We start from the raw sequence: 17348 nt of genomic DNA, 5'->3' as shown, positions 1-17348 counted from the left end.
GCATTGGAACCACCTGATCCCATCCCGAACTCAGCAGTGAAACGATGCATCGCCGATGGTAGTGTGGGGTTTCCCCATGTGAGAGTAGGTCATCGTCAAGATTAAATTCCAGAACCCCTGTTTGCTAACGCAAACAGGGGTTTTGTTTTGGGCGGTCGAAAAGCACGTCCGGTAGAGGACACCGCGTTCCCCGGTCACGAATAGACGTCCTGCTCTGAAGGTCTTGCTGAGGCTTGATCCCACGCTTTCATGACAAAAATCGCTATCGGCATGCCGTTCGGGGAAATCGATGCAAAGTGTTTCTGCATTTTTGGTATGGTGCAGCACATTTTCACAAGGACTGATCTTTATCCGCAGGATGCGGCGTCGACCTTCTTCAACGAGATGCTGTAGAAATGCCTGAACCAATACCCATCAAGGATCACGAAAAAGAAAACCGCCTGGTCAACAAGCGCCTGCTCGCCTGCGCGCTGCTGGTGATCGGCATCACCTGTGCGCTGGTGGGCCGCATGTATTTCCTGCAGGTGGTGCAGTACGACTATCACTCGACGATTTCCGAGAATAATCGGGTCCACGTCCTGCCGATAACGCCGACTCGTGGGTTGATCTACGACCGGAATGGCGTGGTGCTCGCCGACAATCGTCCCAGCTACAACCTGACCATCACCCGGGAGCGCACCGCAGACCTCAAGGGTGAGCTGGACGCCATCGTCAACCTGCTGCACCTGCCTGCTGAAGACCGTGCGGTGTTCGACAAGGCCTTGAAGCAGGCACGCCATCCTTTCGTCCCGGTGACATTGTTTTACGAGCTGACCGAAGAGCAGATCGCGGTCCTGGCCGTGAACGAGTTTCGCTTGCCTGGCGTCGACGTAGAGCCGCAGTTTGTCCGGCACTACCCGCTGGGTGCGCACTTTGCGCACTCCATCGGCTATGTCGGGCGCATCAACGAGAAAGAGTCCAAGGCCCTCGACTCGGTGGAGTACCGCGGTACACAGTCCATCGGCAAGACCGGCATCGAGCGTTTCTACGAGTCCGAACTGCACGGCCACGTCGGTTACGAAGAGGTCGAGACCAACGCCCAGGGGCGTGTGCTGCGCGTGCTCAAGCACACCGACCCGATCCCTGGCAAAAATATTGTGCTCAGCCTCGACGTCCACCTTCAGGAAGCCGCCGAGGAAGCCTTGGGCGATCGCCGTGGCTCGGTGGTCGCACTCGACCCGCAAACCGGCGAAGTCCTGGCCATGGTCAGCAAGCCGAGTTTCGACCCGAACCTGTTTGTCACCGGCATCAGCTTCAAGGAATATGCCGCGCTGCACGATTCCATCGACCGGCCGCTGTTCAACCGCGTCCTGCGCGGGCTCTATGCGCCGGGTTCGACGATCAAGCCTGAGGTGGCCATTGCCGGGCTCGACAGCGGTGTGGTGACCGCCCAGACCCGCGTGTTCGACCCGGGTTACTACCAGCTCCCCGATTTTGATCACAAATACCGCAACTGGAACCACAGCGGTGACGGCTGGGTCGACATGGACGCCGCCATCATGCGTTCCAACGACACCTACTTTTACGACCTGGCCCACAAGCTCGGCATCGACCGCCTGCACGACTACCTGGCGGAGTTCGGCCTGGGCCAGAAAGTCTCCCTGGACATGTTCGAAGAGTCAGCCGGGCTGATGCCATCCCAGGCCTGGAAACGTGCGACCCGTCGCCAGCCATGGTTCCCAGGCGAAACCGTGATCCTCGGTATCGGCCAGGGCTATATGCAGGTCACGCCATTGCAATTGGCCCAGGCGACAGCGTTGATCGCCAACAAGGGCGTGTGGAATCGCCCGCACCTGGCCAAGACCATCAACGGCGTGCCGCCCGTAGACGAGAACCCGATGCCGAATGTGGTCCTCAAGGACCCGCGTGACTGGGAGCAGGTGAACCATGGCATGCAGTTGGTGATGCATGACCCGCGCGGCATCGCTCGGGCCGCCGCGCAAGGTGCGCAATACCGCATCGCCGGCAAGAGTGGTACTGCGCAAGTGGTCGCGATCAAACAGGGTGAGCGCTACAACCGCGACAAGACTCTGGAGCGGCATCGCGACAACGCCTTGTTCGTCGGCTTTGCCCCGGCCGAGCATCCGAAAATCGTGATCTCGGTCATGATCGAAAACGGCGAAGCCGGTGGCCGGGTGGCAGGCCCGGTGGTGCGGCAGATCATGGACGCCTGGCTGCTCGACCAGGAAGGTCACCTCAAGCCGCAGTATGCGACCCCGGCTAAAGCACCGGGTGACCCGCACGTCTGAGTCACACCTGCCACTCGTCCCACTGGTCTACGCCCGTGTAGGCCAGCCAGGGCACGTCATGCGCCGTCCAGATGTGCGCGGTGGGCCGCACGCCCGGATCATCATCCAGCGTCGCCACCCGCACAATCACATGCGGCTGGTGCCCACGCTCGGCCATCAGGTGTGAGCCGCAGCGCGAGCAGAAATGCCTGAGCTTGCCCGGCGAAGACTCGAATGACGACAACAGACCCTCGCCTTGCGTCCAGCGAAAATGCTCACGCATCACCCCGGCTGTCGCCACAAACGCGGCCGCGTGCACCTTGCGGCAGCTGTCGCAGTGGCAGTGGCTGATGGGCATGTCCAGGCGCTCCACCTGGTAGCGGACGGCCTTGCAGAAGCAACTTCCATTCAACGCGTCAGTCATAACGTAATGTCGGGTCAAGGATGGGGTCATCATCATCGCGCACAACCCAAGGTTGCGCATTGTTCGATGTCGCCTACTGTCAATGGAGGAGGTGACTTATGCACGTATTAGATCGCATAGAACGAAAAGTCCTGCTTAACGTTTCACGCAAACACGTCTGGGAAGCACTCACCGATGCCGAGCAATTCGGCAACTGGTTCGGAATTGCCCTGAAGGGCAAAACCTTTGCAGCGGGGGAAACCATCAAGGCGCCGATCACTTATCCGGGGTACGAGCATGTGATCTGGAATGCCAAAATCGAACGTATCCTGCCGCAGACACTGTTCTCTTTCTGGTGGCACCCCTTTGCGGTGGAGGAGGGTGTCGACTACGACCAGGAAACCCCGACACTGGTGGAGTTCACGATCGAGGATCGCGCGCCGGGCATTTTGCTGCGGGTCGTCGAATCCGGTTTCGATAAAGTGCCCGAAGCCCGTCGGCAGAAAGCCTTCAAGATGAACTCCCGGGGCTGGGACGAGCAGATGAACAACATCGAAAACTATTTGACCCAGGCCCGCCAGGCCTGACCCCAACGGGCATCATCACTGATGCCCGCGTTGATAACTGTCAGCCTTCGTGAGCGGTGGTGATTTCCAGTGTGTCGGTAAACGTCACCAGCACACTCTGACCGACCTTGAGGTCCTTGAGGCCCGCACGAATTTCCGGTTTCTCGACATTCAACACTTTGCTCGCACCGGCCGGGTTTTCCAGGGTGACCTGGTTTTTCTTCAAGTCGATGTGCGTGATCTTCAGTTGCACCTGTACCTGACGGAACGCTGCGCCACCTGGGTTGGGATTATCGGCGGTGGCGCGGATCACACCGGTTTTTTCGCTGGCATCCGGTGCACTTTTGTCCACGTCGGTGTCCAGCACGGCGGCGACCGAGTGCGTGGTCAGCACTTTGACCTGGTCGCCGACCTTGAGATTACCCAGGTCCTTGGCGGCGTCGGTAAGTTGCACATGCACCTCGCCACCGTCGGCGCCTTGCAGCACCACCTGATGCTTGGCGGCATCCACGGCCAGCACTTTGGTGGTGACTTCGTCGGCTTCCAGGGTCTTGGACAGCGGGATATCGGCAGCGAAGGCGGTGAGGTTGCCGGCGGCCAGCAGTGTGACCAGGGCGATGGCGTGGCGAAGAGGGCGCGTTACTTTCATTTAGGGCACTTCCATGTAAGAGGAACTCCTGAGTCTAGTGGAGGGGCGCAGATACACAAATGCGCTGCAGGTTGGGTGTTTTAACGATTGCAATGTGCCAGAGTCTGCGCAGATAATGAGATGAATTATCATTAACGTCTGGCAGTGTTGCGTGTCCACACCTACTGATCCCAAGGCCCTTTTAGCCGCGCTCTACGACGATAACCATCGCTGGTTGCGTGCGTGGTTGTATCGCCAGTTGAAGTGCCCCCAGGATGCCGCAGACCTGACCCAGGACACCTTCATCCGCGTGCTCGATGCGCGCCAGCTCACCCAACTTGAGGAGCCGCGGGCGTTTTTGAGCACGGTTGCACGCCGACTGTTGTTCAGTTTCTGGCGGCGCAAGCGCCTGGAACAAAGCTACCTCGACAGCCTGGCTTTACTGCCGGAGTGCTACAGCCCTTCCGAAGAAGACCTTGCATTGGTTCGCGAAGCGTTGGAAAGCATTGACCGGCTGCTCATCGGCCTGCCGGCGCGGGTACGCCAGATCTTTATCCTGAGTCGTCTCGAAGGCTTGACCCAACCTCTGATCGCGCAGCAACTGAATGTCTCCCTGGCGACTGTCGAGCGCGATTTGCGCAGGGCGTTCCTGCATTGCCTGGCGGAATCGGCGGAGCTGGCATGACGCAGCCCAAGGTGGATGCCTGTACCCGCGAGGCCGTCGATTGGCTGCTGCGCCTGGAGGCGGCCGGCGAGGACCGCGACCTGCGCCAGGCTTTCGACGCCTGGTTGCACGCCAGCCCCGAGCATGCGGCGGCCTGGCAGCGGGTGGGCAACCTGTTGCAGCAACCGATTGCCGCGCTGCACCGGGTCGAGGCGCACAGCCCTGGCCAATTGCGTGCGGCGTCCCAGGCGCTGATGACGCCCGACACCGTGTCGCGCCGCAAGGTGCTGCGTGGCGGCCTGGCGCTGGTGTTGTTTGGCGTCAGTGGCGCTGCGCTGCTCGACCGTGCCCAACCGCTCAACGGGTTGTGGGCCGACCGGCGTACCGCCACCGGCGAGCGCAGTACCTTCACGTTGGCCGACGGCAGCCGCTTGAGCCTCAACGCGCGCAGCTCGGTGGATATCCAGTTCACTGAGCAACGCCGCGTCGTGCATCTGCGTGAAGGTCAGGTGTTTGTCGATGTCGCCGCCGATGCCCGCCGGCCGTTTGTCATCACCACCGCACAGGGCGAAGTCCAGGCCCTCGGCACGCAGTTCATGGTCAGCCAGGAAGCCGCCGGCAGCCTGACCTCGGTGCAACTGCACAGTGTCAAAGTCACCACCCAGGGCGGTCACCAGCGGCGCGTGGAAGCGGGGCAGGCGGCGTGGTTCAGCGAGGAATGGGTGCGGCCGGTACCGTTGTCGGCAGCCGGGCGGGTGGATTGGCGCGACGGTCGGATCGACATTCGCGACGAGCCGCTGGGCTCGCTGATCGATGCCTTGCGCCCGTATCGCCGGGGCGTGCTGCGCATCAGCCCGCAAGCGGCGGCGCTGCGTGTGTACGGGGTGTACCCGCTGGATGACGCCGAGCAAACGCTGCAATCGCTTGCTCAGACATTCCCGTTGCGCATTCGCCGCTATGGGCCGTGGTTGACGCTGATTGACGTGCAATAAACGATTATTTTCACAGGCCGTGAGGGGATCGCACGTCTCGCGAGTCAGGGTTAGAGAACGCCAACCTGACAACGAGTATCCACCCCTATGGCACCCTTGATGATTCGTCCTTGCCTGCTGACGCTGGCCATTACGCTGGCCGTCATCGGCCAACCTGCGATGGCCCAGGACACCACCCATTATTTCGACCTGCCTGCGGCCGCGCTGGGTGACACCCTCAGCCGTTTGTCCCGCGAAAGCGGGCGCACGCTGTCGGTGACCCCGGCCTTGCTGCAAGGTCGCCGGGCTGCTGCCGTACAAGGCCAATTGACACCGGAGCAGGCCGTGCAACAGGCGCTGGCCGGCAGCGGGCTGGGCTTGATCATTACCGACAACGGCACCTGGAGCCTTTACCTGCTGCCCGAAGGCAATTCGCTGAACCTGAGCCCCACCACCGTGACCGGGTCGGCCACGGAAAATGCCTGGGGCCCGGTAGACGGTTACGTCGCCACGCGCAGTGGCACCGCGACCAAGACCGATACACCGATTCTGGAAATCCCGCAGACGGTCAACGTGGTCACGGCCGACCAGGTCGCGGTCCAGGGTGCACGCAACCTCACGCAGGCCCTGCGCTACACGCCGGGCATCGACACCAACGGCTACACCGACCGCAACACCATTGCCGATGAAGTCGCCAGCCGTGGCTTCGCGCCAACCCTGTTGTACCTCGACGGCGCCTACCTGCCGTACGCCGGCAGCCTGGGCGGCGCCCCGCAAATCGATCCGTACACCCTCGAACGTATCGAAGTGCTCAAGGGCCCGGCATCCGTGTTGTACGGGCAAAACCAGCCGGGCGGGATGATCAATATGGTTTCCAAGCGGCCGACCACCGAGGCGCGGCACCAGGTCAAGTTCGGCATCGGCAGTTATGACCGGGTCAACGGTGCGCTGGATTTCAGCGGGCCAATCGATCAGGCCAAGACCTTGAGCTATCGCCTGATTGCCCTGGCCCGTGACGGCAACGAGATGGTCGACCACGCCACCGACAGCCGCACCTTGCTCGCGCCCAGCCTCACCTGGGCGCCGACCGACGAGACGGCGCTGACGGTCTACGCGCAGCTGCAGCGCGACAAGTCCCTGGCCGACTACCAGGCGCTGCCCGCCATTGGCACGCTGTACCGCAGCGCCGAGGGCCGGCATATCGACCGCGACACCTTCCTGGGCGACTCGGACTGGAACGACTACATCCGCGACCAGTACGTGCTCGGCTTCGATTTCTCCCACGCCTTCAACGACAACCTCGAATACCACTCGACGGCGCGCTACACCGACGTCAACGACCGCTACAAAGGCTTCTACCTGAACCGGTTCGTCACGCTCCCGGATAACAGCATCGACGACACCCGCGCCACCCGCACCAAGCTCGACTGGCGCCAGCACAATTCTGCCTACACGATTGATAACAACCTGCAGTTCAAATTCGCCACCGGTGCGCTGGACCATACGCTGCTGACCGGCGTCGATTATCGCCAGTTCACCCGCAAGTACCAGGGCTACAACCTGTACGGCGCAGAAATCATCGAGCTGTATAAACCCAGCAACTACCACACCCTGGGCCAGCCGACCCTCACCACCAAGTGGGACAACACCATCAAGCAGACCGGCCTGTACGCCCAGGACCAGATCAAGCTTGACCGCTTTATCCTCACCGTCGGCCTGCGTGAAGACTGGGCCGAAGTCGAGAACCGCGACCTGCTGGCCGACAGCACGGTCAGCCAGAAAGACAAGAAACTCACCCGGCGAATCGGCTTGACCTACCTCACTGATTTCGGCCTGGCGCCCTATGTCAGTTACGCCGAGTCGTTCTTCCCCAGCATCGGCAGCCAGGCCCCACAGCGCGGGGCCTCGGCGTTCAAGCCGGTGGAGGGCGAGCAGTACGAGGCGGGGGTCAAATACCAGCCCAACGACAGCTCATTGCTGACGTTGTCGGTGTACCAGATCAAGCAGAAGAACGTGCTGACCGGCGACATTGAGTACCCGGAGTATCAGTTGCAGGAAGGCGAGGTGCGCTCGCGGGGTGTCGAGTTCGAAGGCAAGACGCGTGTTGGCCAGTTCGAGGTGATTGGCGCGGTGGCCTACCTGGACTCGTTCTACACCAAGAGCAATTATGGCGATAAAGGCAACCGCAACGAGTCCCAGGCACCGTGGACCGCCAGTACCTGGGTCGACTACCACTTCGCGAGCAATGCCCTGGCAGGCCTGACCGTCGGTGGGGGCGCTCGTTACACCGGCAAGAAATACGGTGATTCGGGCAACACCTTCAAAACCCCTTCGTTTGTGGTGTACGACACGACCATCCGCTACGACCTGGGCCGTGTCAGTCCCACGCTCAAAGGCGCGGAAGCCAGCCTGAACGTGCAGAACCTGTTTGATCGCGAGTACGTTTCGGCATGCAACTATGCCTTTGGCTGCTATTACGGGCAGGAGCGCACGGCATCGTTGGCCGTGTCCTACGACTGGTAGCCTGCAACGGATGGCAGCCGAGGCTGCCACCCGTTGACGTTTAGAAGTCCACCGTCGCCGACAACTTCGCCACGCGCGGATCGCCCTGGGTCAGGTAGCCGCCCAATGCCGACTCCCAGTACTTGGTATTGGCGACGTTCTCCACCGTGGCGCCCAGCGTCACATCCCGCTGATCGACCTTGAAGTTATAGCGCGCACCCACGTCGAACCGGTTCCAGGTCGGCAGGCTGAGGTTGTTGGCCGCGTCGGCGTACTGGCCGCCGGTGCGCAACATGCGGCCATTCACGCTCACGCCTTGCAGGCCCGGCACATCCCAATCCACCCCGGCATTGAGCTGGAACGACGGCACGCCGATAGCGCGGTTGCCGTCGTTGGTGCCGTTGGCCGTGCCGCTGACCTCGGTGTTTATCAGAGTGGCGCCGCCCAGCAGGCGCAGGCCTGGGACAGGTTCACCGAAGACATTCAGCTCCACGCCCTTGTTGACCTGGTCACCCTGGAACACATAGGTCGCGGTGCCGTCCGAATTCAGCTGGGAATAGCCCTGGGTCGGCTGCTCGATGCGATACACACCGAGTGTCGCACCGTAGGTGCCCATGTCGACTTTGACGCCGGCTTCGGTCTGTTTCGAACGCGCGGGGGCGAAGGTCTGGCCGTTGTTGGTGACCCTGGCGTTATTGGCCGCGGTCTCCGGGGCGGTCGGTCCGGATGCCAGTCCTTCAATGTGGTTGGCGTAGAACGACACGTGGTCCCACGGCTTGAACACCAGGCCATACACCGGCGTGGTGATGCCCTTGGCGTAGTTGGCGTTGCGTGAGCCGGTGCCGTATTCATAACCCTGGACCACCAGCTCCTGGCGACGCAGGCCGGCGGTGAACAGCAAGCGGTCATCCATGAAACCGAGGGTGTCCGACACCGCCGCGCTGCGCGCGAAGGTCTTGGCGGTGATGCCCGGGTCGTTCAGGTCGCTGCCGGAGGTGAAGCCACCCTTGGCTGGCGCTGTCACATCGACGGGGTTGTAGAGGTTGGTCGCTTGCGTGCCGGAGGCAAAGTCGAAGGCGTTGCGCGCCTGGGTCCAGGTGCCGGTCAGGCCGAGGTTCAGCTTGTGGCTGACGGCGCCGGTCTGGAACTTGCCATTCAGGCCGGCCATCAGGCTGGTGTTGTCTTCCTGGTGGGCGATATTGGAGCCGCTCACGGTGGCATTGCCCTGCGCGTCGATCACGGTGAGCGACGAGTAGCGGCCGATTTCGCGGGTGTGCTTGGCGCCGCCCGCGACATACGCGGTCCAGTTGTCATTGAGGTCGTACTCGCCGCGCAGCATGCCAAAGGTGTCTTCCAGGCTGGTGCTGTCCCACTTCGGCGCGTAGTTGGTGTCCGCCGAGGGCGCGTTGGGGATGCTGGTCAGGCCCGGGCCGAGAAACACCGAGTTACGCCCGCCGTTGACTTGCTGCTTCTGATACACAAAGTCTCCGGACAGGCGCAGGGCATCACCGCGATAATCCAGGCCGACCGAAAACAGCTTCGAACGCTGGCTCTCGTCGTCCACGCCGGTATCGCCTTCGCGCTGGGAAATATTCACCCGTGCGCCAAACCGATTGTCTTCGCCAAAACGCTGGCCGATGTCCAGGTGTTCGCCGATGCGGCCATCGTTGCTGATATCGGTGCTGAAGCGGCGCAGAGGCACGTCATCGGCACGCTTGGGTTGCAGGTTCACACCGCCGCCGATGCCCGAGCCACTCGGCGTCACGCCGTTGATAAAGGCGTTGGGGCCCTTGAATACTTCGACGCGTTCCAGGGCGTCGGTGGACATCAACTGGCGCGGCAGGATGCCGTACAAACCGTTGAAGGAAATATCGTCGCCGTTGAGCGGCAGGCCACGAATCACGAACGCCTGGGATTGGTTTGCAAAGCCTGACGCCTGGCGCACGGACGAGTCATTGAGCAGGACATCACCAACCGTCTCGGCCTGCTGGTCACGGATCAGTTTCTCGGTGTAGGAGGACATGCTGAACGGCACATCCATGATGTCCTGGTTGCCCAGCACACCCAACTGGCCGCCGCGTGCCACCTGGCCGCCGGCATATACCGGGGGCAGGGCGCCGGGTGATGGGGCGTCGGCGTTGATGTTGGTGGCGCCCAGTTCCAGCGTGTTGCCATCCTGACTGTGGTTCGCATCCTGCGGGGTGGCTGGGGTTGCGGCGTGAGCGGCAAGGCTCAGGGAGCAGCAAAGGGCGAGCAGGGTCGGGCGAAACGGCACGGCGAATGGGGTACGGGTGGGCATGGTCGATCCGGACGGCGAACCGTCAGTGGTGAGGAAAAGGGCAACAACGTTGCGCGTCCTCGCTGCGCGGATACGACTCCGGTGCGAATGATAGTGATTGTTATTAATGTTCTGCAACAAAATTGTGAAGCGCGTGAGCGTGCCTGCGCGGACGGCCGACCAGCGGCCCGCGCAGTGTCCTGCTGCGCGGGTTGACGGATAAATGCCATCGCCCATCGCGTTTGCCCGGATGCCGAGTAGAATCACGCCCTGAAAGCGATTCCTGAGGTGCGGTACGGTGGATTTACAGCAGGGTTTTGTCCTGACCCGGCATTGGCGCGATACCCCGGCGGGCACGGAGGTCAGTTTCTGGCTGGCCACCGACCACGGGCCACGGTGTATCCGCCTACCCGTGCAGACCTCGGTGATGTTTATCCCCGAGGCCCATCGCAAGCCGCTGGATTGGCTGCTCAAGGGCGAGCGCGATATCGAGTTGCGCCCGCTGCAGTTGTGCGACTTCCACCATCGCCCGGTGCTGGGCCTGTACACGCGCCAGCACCGCCAGGCGATGGACCTGGAAAAACGCCTGCGTGCCGCCGGGGTGGATGTCTACGAGGGCGACGTGCGCCCGCCCGAGCGCTACATGATGGAGCGCTTCATCACCGCCCCGGTGTGGTTCGGCGGCGTCGCCGATGCCGACGGCACGCTGCTTGACGCGCAGATGAAACCCGCGCCTGATTACCGCCCGCCGCTGAAGCTGGTGTCGCTGGACATCGAGACCACCGCCCAGGGCGATCTCTATTCCATCGCCCTCGAAGGCTGCGGCGAGCGCCAGGTGTACATGCTCGGCCCGCCGAATAAAACCGACGCGGTGGACTTCAAGCTCGACTACTGCGACACCCGCGCCCAACTGCTCGAGCGCCTCAACCAATGGCTCGCCCTCCATGACCCCGATGCAATCATCGGCTGGAACGTGGTGCAGTTCGACCTGCGCGTGCTCCACGAACATGCCCAGCGCCTGGGCGTGCCGCTGTTGCTCGGGCGCGGCGGCGAACCGATGGCCTGGCGCGAGCATGGCAGCCGTAACCACTACTTCGCCGCCGCGGCCGGGCGGCTGATCATCGACGGCATCGAGGCCCTGCGCTCGGCCACCTGGAGCTTCGAATCCTTCAGCCTGGAAAACGTCGCGCAGACCCTGGTGGGCGAGGGCAAGGACATCTCCACGCCGTACCAGCGCATGGACGAAATCAACCGCATGTTCGCCGAGGACAAGCCCGCCCTGGCGCGCTACAACCTCAAGGACTGTGAACTGGTCACGCGGATTTTCGCCAAGACCGAGCTGCTCACGTTCCTCCTCGAACGCGCCAGCGTCACCGGGTTGCCGGCCGACCGCAACGGCGGCTCCGTCGCCGCGTTCACCCACCTGTACATGCCGCTGATGCACCGCCAGGGCTTCGTTGCGCCGAACCTCGGCGACAAGCCGCCCGAGGCCAGCCCCGGCGGCTTTGTCATGGACTCGCGCCCCGGCCTCTACGAATCGGTGCTGGTGCTCGACTACAAAAGCCTCTACCCGTCGATCATCCGCAGTTTCCTGATCGACCCGGTGGGCCTGATCGAAGGCCTCAAGCACCCCGACGACAGCACCTCTGTGGAAGGCTTTCGTGGTGCGCGTTTCTCGCGTACCCGCCATTGCCTGCCGGCCATCGTTGCGCGGGTGTCCGAAGGCCGCGAAGAGGCCAAGCGCGAACATAACGCGCCGCTGTCCCAAGCGCTGAAGATCATCATGAACGCCTTTTACGGCGTGCTCGGCTCCAGTGGTTGCCGGTTTTTCGATACGCGGCTGGCGTCGTCCATCACGATGCGCGGCCACCAGATCATGCGCCAGACCCGCGAGCTGGTCGAAGCGCAGGGCTATGAAGTGATCTACGGCGACACCGACTCCACCTTCGTCTGGCTCGGCGGTGCGCATACCCAAGAGGACGCCAGCCGCATCGGCCACGCGCTGGTGCAGCACGTCAACGCCTGGTGGCGTGAGCACCTGCGCACGGCATACGGCCTGCAAAGCGCGCTGGAACTGCAGTACGAAACCCACTTCACCCGGTTTCTGATGCCGACCATTCGCGGCGCGGAGGAGGGCAGCAAGAAACGCTACGCCGGCCTGGTGGTGCGCAGCGACGGCAGCGAAGAGATGGTCTACAAAGGCCTGGAGACCGTGCGCAGCGACTGGTCGCCCCTGGCCCGGCAGTTCCAGCAGGAGTTGTACCAGCGCATTTTCCATCGCCAGCCCCATCAGGACTACATTCGCGACTACGTACGCCGTACCCTCAGCGGCGAATTCGATGAGCTGCTGATCTACCGCAAGCGCCTGCGCCGCCAGTTGGATGACTACGAGCGCAACGTGCCGCCGCATGTGCGTGCCGCGCGCCTGGCCGATGAATACAACGACCGCCTCGGGCGTCCGCGCCAGTACCAGCGCGGCGGCTGGATCAGCTACGTGATCAGCGTCAACGGCCCCGAACCGCTGGAGGTGCGCCAGGCGCCGATTGACTACGACCACTACGTCACCCGGCAATTGCAGCCGGTAGCCGATGCGATCCTGCCGTTCGTGAATGACGATTTCGGCACCCTGGTCGGCGGGCAAATGGGCCTGTTCTAAAACACTTGCCGAGGCACTGCGCGAGCCTGCACTCTTGGTCACTGACGACCACCCGACGGCGCAGCTCCCATGACTCACATTACCTTGACCGGCACTACAGTCGAACTCCAGCCCCTGCAACCCGAACACAAGGCCGCCTTGCTCGACGCCGCCGCCGATGGCGAGCTGTGGAACCTCAAGGTCACCAACGTGCCGGGCCCCGGCACCGTCGACCAATACATTGATACCGCGCTGGCCGGGCGTGCTGCGGGCAGCGTGATCCCGTTCACCATCGTGCGCCGCGACACCGGCCAGGTGGTCGGCAGCACGCGGTTCTGGAAGGTCGACCGGGTCAATCGCAAGCTGGAGATCGGCCACACCTGGCTGGCGCTGTCGACGCAAAAAAGCGCGATCAACACCGAAGCCAAGCTCCTGCTGCTGACCTACGCTTTCGAGGTGCTGGACTGCGTGCGGGTGCAGTTCACCACGGATGAACTCAACGAAAAATCCCGTGCTGCGATCCTGCGCCTGGGCGCCGTGCAGGAAGGCATCGTGCGCCATGAACGCATCATGCCCGACGGGCGCAAGCGCAACTCGGTGCGTTTCAGCATCATCGATTCGGAATGGCCGCAGGTGAAAGCCAACCTGCAGGCGAAGCTGCTGCGATAGGAGGAAAGGCCCATGTACACGCTCTACGGTACCGACGAGTCCGGCTCCTGCATGATCGAAATCGCCCTGGCGCGTTGCGAGGTCGAGTGGCACCGCGTGGATGCCAGTTCCTGGCAGGAAGGCCCGGGCACCGACGCCCTGGCCCGTATCAACCCGCTCAAGCAGATCCCCACGCTGGTCACCCCTGATGGCCAGGTGTTGACGGAGAGTGCGGCGATCCTGATCCACCTGGGCCTGGAATACCCCGACGCCAACCTGCTGGTGGGCAACCGTGGGCAGATCCTGCGCGGCCTGGTGTACATCGCCGCCAACTGTTATTCGGCCATTGGCATCATCGACTACCCGCAACGCTGGCTGGGCGAGGCCGAACCCGTGGTGCAGAACCAGTTGATCACCGGCACGCGGCGCTATCTGCACCAGGCCTGGGTGGTGTTTGCCGATCAGTTTGCCGACCAGTTGTTTGCGCCCGGCGGCGAGCCGAATGCGCTGGGCATCATGGCGGCGGCGGTGTCGCGCTGGGACGCGGCGCGCGAAGCGCTGGCCGCCCTGGCGCCGGGTTTTGCCCAGAGCCTTGCACAAGTGGATGCCGATCCCGTCGTGGCCCCCGTATTCGCGCGGCATTGGCCCGCGCAATGACCGCGCCGCGGCCTGTCGCCTGGCACGTCACGCGCTGGTGCGATGACCCCTTCAGCCAGGGCGCCTACAGCGCGTTGTTGCCAGGTGGCGAGCCGAGCCTGCGGCGCCTGTTGTCAACGCCGATTGATAATCGTCTGTTTCTTGCTGGCGAAGCCTTCAACCACGATCACTCGGCCATGACCCACAGCGCCTGGGACAGCGGGCTGCGCGCCGCCAATGCGGTGATCGCGACCTCGGCTCGAACGGTGATTGTCATCGGTGCCGGTTTTGCCGGCCTCGGCGCTGCCCGCGCCTTGCAGGCGCAGGGCGTGGCGGTGCGCGTACTCGAGGCGCGTAACCGCATCGGCGGGCGAGTGCACAGCGTAGCCCTCGGTGGGCAAATGGTGGATGTGGGCGCCGCCTGGTTGCAGCAGTATGCGATCAACCCGCTGGCGCGGCGTGCCGAGCAGTTGGGCCTGGAGCGGCGCCCGACGGACTTCTCGCAGCCATTGGCCGCCGCGTGGGACGGCCCGTTGCCGGACATCAACCGCGCCTATGCCCGACTCAAACAGGCCATCGACCGTCAGCAACCGTTGGCGCCGGGCGTCGACCGCTACCTGGCCACCTTGACCGCCAGCGAGCGCCGCGCGGCACGCTATGCCATCGACGCGAACTTGATCCTCGAAGCCGGTTTGCCCCTGGACCAGCTGTCGACCCAGACGCTTGACGAGGAGGGCGTCGGCCATGGCGACCAGTTTTTGCCGTACGGTTACGGGCAACTGCTGGCAGACGCTGCCAGCGGCCTGGATATCCACCTCAACCACCCTGTGCAGCACATCAGTTGGGACAAGCACGGTGTGCGCGTGGATGATCGGGATGCCGATGCCTGCATCTGCACGGTGCCGATACCGGTGCTCAAGCAATTGAGCTTTACCCCGGACTTGCCGGCGACGTATCGCCACGCCCTGGAGCTGTTCACCATGGGCCGGCTGGAAAAAGTCGTGCTGCAGTTCGATCGGCGTTGGTGGCCGGCGTCCGAGGACGGCTACCTGCGCTGGTACGACGCGCCCGCCAATTGGGGCGAGTGGCTGGATTTGACCGATGCGGTGGGCACGCCGCTGATTGCCGGGCTGATCGCCGCAGACGCCGTGGACCGCCACTATCCAGGCAAGACCGATGAGCAGATCGCGCTGGCGGCCTGCGAAAAACTCAGCGCCTGGGCTTCCGCAATCAGAAGAAACAATGACTCCTGAACCTATCCAAACCCTTGCGTAGCGGGCGTCCTGGCCTACGCTTTCTTAAAGTGGTGTAGGAATCATCCTTGAATTTGACTGTCGCAGACATGAAACTCAAGAACCCTGCATGGAATTCAAAGGAGGTGCGCATGCTCATCCGGTCGCTGACCCTGGCTACCTTGATGGCTTTTACGGGGCCGCTGTTGGCTGCTGATGATATCAACCCGCTCAAGCAGGACTTGGGCAAGTACCGGCCGCTGGTGGTGGTGGAGTTGGACTCCGGCAACGCCGCGCTGACGGACCTGAAGAAACAGCTGGAAGAGCCGGCCACCAAGCAAGCCTTTGAAGAGCGCAGCATGGTGTTCTACACCGTGAAGTTCGGCAGCATTGGGGCCGAGGGCGAGAAGTTCGCCAAGGACCCCAAGGACAACAAGAAACTCACGCCGCCTGAAACCAATGCGCTGATCCGTGCCCTCAAGCTGGGCGCCGGCAGCGGCACCAAGGTGATCCTGGTTGGCAAGGATGGCGAGAAGAAAGTCGAGAAGACCGTGCCACCGGATACCCTCGACCTGAAGGAATTCTTCAGCGCGATCGACCAGATGCCGATGGCCGAGAAAGAAATGGCCGCCCCGGCCGAGCCTGAACCCGCTGCCGCCCCGGCCGCGAAGCCAGGCGCCAAGGCGGGTAAGCCGGCCAAGCATGCCGCGCCGCAACAGCAACTGGATGATTGACCTGCGCCCAAGGCGCTGGCTGACCCAGCGCTGATCGAAGCGCTTAGGTAGGGAGGGAGCTTGCTCCCGCTCGACGGCGCAGCAGCCGCAAGCGTTTTGGCGGCGCTGCGTACCTCAGCCGGAGCAAGCTTTCTTGCCACACAGGCTTCAGGTGCGCGGTTCAGAAACTTTACGCTGCGGAAACGGAAAGTAGAAAAACCGCAAGAACGCCACGCGCTTGATCACTTCCCCGATCAACAACGGTACTCCAACCCCCACCACAAAACCGATGCAGGCCGCGACAAATGGCGGCAGGCCCAGGCGCTCCATCAGGTCAAACGTCTTGTGCTGGATCTCCCCATGGAAGATCAACAGGATCAGGGTCGACTGGCCGATATAGGTCATCACCCGCGTGATCAGCGCCGACACCATCAGCACCCGCGCCAGCGCCCAGCACACGTACACGCCAATCACCGCCAGCAGGCTGGTCCACAGCCAGTGGTCGTAGCGGCGCTGCGCCAGGTCCATGGTGTCGCCCCGATAGAGGAACACGGCGGCGAACAACACCACCGACACCAACAAGGTCAGCAGCGACCCCGCATGGGTGCGCAGCCAATTGCGCAGCAGGTAGCCGTAGATGAAACAGGCGCTGCTGATCAGGGTGATATCCAGGCTGAAGGGCAGGCCGGGCAGCACCCAGGTTTGCCCGCCCACGGTCACCGGCAGTTGCCAGAAAAACGGCAGCATCCAGATGCCCACCAGCAGCGGCACCAGGGTCAGCGCGCAACTCACCGCCAGCGGCAGGCGCTGGATCAGGCGCAACACCGCCCAACTGAACAGGATCGCCACCCAGAAATGCGGCAGGAACCACATTGCTTGCCACGGGATGGTGTCTACCGAGGCATACAGCACGCCACCGATGTCCGGTAGCAGCGGTTGGCCACGCAGCACATCGCGCACGATCACATACATCAGCATGGTGAAGAAAAACGGCTTGAGCAGGCCATCCGCCTTGCGCACGGCCATCTCCCCGAAGGGCTGCTCCGGCTTGAACAGCACCCCGGACAGAAAGAAGAACAACGGCAGCACGAACGACGCCAGGATCGGGTACATCAGGTCCGGGGACGTGGCGACAAACCAACTGTGGGCATACACGATCACCAGGATGCCGATGCCTTTGGCGATATCCATTTGAATCCAACGAT

The 17348-nt window shown here is 62.9% G+C and carries 14 protein-coding genes and 1 rRNA gene; 11 read left to right on the top strand and 4 right to left on the bottom strand.

Annotated features, from left to right (window positions below):
* Together rrf and mrdA are read left to right on the top strand one after the other, a co-directional pair.
* Nucleotides 1–101 (top strand): 5S ribosomal RNA (rrf, locus tag QMX97_RS05955); the annotation flags it as partial.
* A gap of 294 nt (nucleotides 102–395) precedes the next feature.
* A complete protein-coding gene (gene mrdA / locus QMX97_RS05950) occupies nucleotides 396–2288 on the top strand; it encodes a penicillin-binding protein 2 (protein WP_282396422.1) in 1893 nt (630 codons plus the stop codon).
* A 1-nt stretch (nucleotide 2289) separates the two neighbouring features.
* Here the strand turns inward: mrdA and QMX97_RS05945 are convergent, their stop codons facing one another.
* Complete coding sequence (locus QMX97_RS05945) at nucleotides 2290–2691, bottom strand: GFA family protein (protein ID WP_065907298.1); 402 nt, start codon at nucleotides 2689–2691, stop codon at nucleotides 2290–2292.
* A 98-nt stretch (nucleotides 2692–2789) separates the two neighbouring features.
* Between QMX97_RS05945 and QMX97_RS05940 the strand changes: the two genes are divergently transcribed.
* Nucleotides 2790–3257, top strand: coding sequence for an SRPBCC family protein (locus tag QMX97_RS05940; RefSeq protein ID WP_213553598.1), 468 nt, complete (start codon nucleotides 2790–2792; stop codon nucleotides 3255–3257).
* 40 nt (nucleotides 3258–3297) lie between these two features.
* On the opposite strand, the gene QMX97_RS05935 is transcribed toward QMX97_RS05940, so the two are convergent.
* Nucleotides 3298–3885, bottom strand: a complete 588-nt coding sequence (locus QMX97_RS05935; protein ID WP_065907292.1) for a hypothetical protein — start codon at nucleotides 3883–3885, stop codon at nucleotides 3298–3300.
* A 151-nt stretch (nucleotides 3886–4036) separates the two neighbouring features.
* Between QMX97_RS05935 and QMX97_RS05930 the strand changes: the two genes are divergently transcribed.
* The 3 genes from QMX97_RS05930 to QMX97_RS05920 all read left to right on the top strand — a co-directional run bounded on the left by QMX97_RS05930 (nucleotide 4037) and on the right by QMX97_RS05920 (nucleotide 8022).
* Complete coding sequence (locus tag QMX97_RS05930; protein ID WP_282396419.1) at nucleotides 4037–4549, top strand: sigma-70 family RNA polymerase sigma factor; 513 nt, start codon at nucleotides 4037–4039, stop codon at nucleotides 4547–4549.
* On the top strand, nucleotides 4546–5520 hold the full coding sequence (locus QMX97_RS05925; RefSeq protein WP_213553594.1) for a FecR family protein: 975 nt from the start codon (nucleotides 4546–4548) through the stop codon (nucleotides 5518–5520). Before QMX97_RS05930 ends, QMX97_RS05925 begins: the two co-directional genes overlap by 4 nt.
* Nucleotides 5521–5607: 87 nt before the next feature.
* Nucleotides 5608–8022 (top strand): TonB-dependent siderophore receptor, encoded by a 2415-nt coding sequence (locus QMX97_RS05920; protein ID WP_106804625.1) that lies wholly within the window; start codon nucleotides 5608–5610, stop codon nucleotides 8020–8022.
* 40 nt (nucleotides 8023–8062) lie between these two features.
* On the opposite strand, the gene QMX97_RS05915 is transcribed toward QMX97_RS05920, so the two are convergent.
* The gene (locus QMX97_RS05915; RefSeq protein ID WP_201143883.1) at nucleotides 8063–10300 is read right to left on the bottom strand and encodes a TonB-dependent siderophore receptor; all 2238 of its coding nucleotides are present in this window, start codon (nucleotides 10298–10300) and stop codon (nucleotides 8063–8065) included.
* A gap of 277 nt (nucleotides 10301–10577) precedes the next feature.
* Here QMX97_RS05915 and QMX97_RS05910 point away from each other — a divergent pair, with 277 nt between their 5' ends.
* The 5 genes from QMX97_RS05910 to QMX97_RS05890 all read left to right on the top strand — a co-directional run bounded on the left by QMX97_RS05910 (nucleotide 10578) and on the right by QMX97_RS05890 (nucleotide 16164).
* Entirely contained in the window at nucleotides 10578–12935 is a 2358-nt protein-coding gene (locus QMX97_RS05910; protein WP_282396418.1) for a DNA polymerase II, read from the top strand.
* Between the two features lie 69 nt (nucleotides 12936–13004).
* Nucleotides 13005–13583: a GNAT family protein gene (locus tag QMX97_RS05905; protein WP_065907274.1), complete on the top strand. Its 579-nt coding sequence runs from the start codon at nucleotides 13005–13007 to the stop codon at nucleotides 13581–13583.
* Between the two features lie 12 nt (nucleotides 13584–13595).
* On the top strand, nucleotides 13596–14219 hold the full coding sequence (locus tag QMX97_RS05900) for a glutathione S-transferase (protein WP_282396417.1): 624 nt from the start codon (nucleotides 13596–13598) through the stop codon (nucleotides 14217–14219).
* Nucleotides 14216–15451, top strand: a complete 1236-nt coding sequence (locus QMX97_RS05895) for an FAD-dependent oxidoreductase (RefSeq protein ID WP_282396415.1) — start codon at nucleotides 14216–14218, stop codon at nucleotides 15449–15451. Before QMX97_RS05900 ends, QMX97_RS05895 begins: the two co-directional genes overlap by 4 nt.
* A 131-nt stretch (nucleotides 15452–15582) precedes the next feature.
* Nucleotides 15583–16164 carry a DUF4174 domain-containing protein gene (locus tag QMX97_RS05890; RefSeq protein WP_282396413.1) on the top strand — a complete coding sequence of 194 codons (582 nt, stop codon included), beginning with the start codon at nucleotides 15583–15585 and terminating at the stop codon, nucleotides 16162–16164.
* 147 nt (nucleotides 16165–16311) lie between these two features.
* On the opposite strand, the gene QMX97_RS05885 is transcribed toward QMX97_RS05890, so the two are convergent.
* Complete coding sequence (locus QMX97_RS05885; RefSeq protein WP_282396412.1) at nucleotides 16312–17334, bottom strand: acyltransferase family protein; 1023 nt, start codon at nucleotides 17332–17334, stop codon at nucleotides 16312–16314.
* Nucleotides 17335–17348: the final 14 nt, after the last annotated feature.

Source organism: Pseudomonas sp. PS01298 (genome assembly GCF_029959745.1).
Taxonomy (GTDB): Bacteria; Pseudomonadota; Gammaproteobacteria; order Pseudomonadales; family Pseudomonadaceae; genus Aquipseudomonas; species Aquipseudomonas aylmerensis.
Note: the sequence above shows the minus strand (reverse complement) of the source record. Positions and strands in the feature narration are given on the sequence as shown.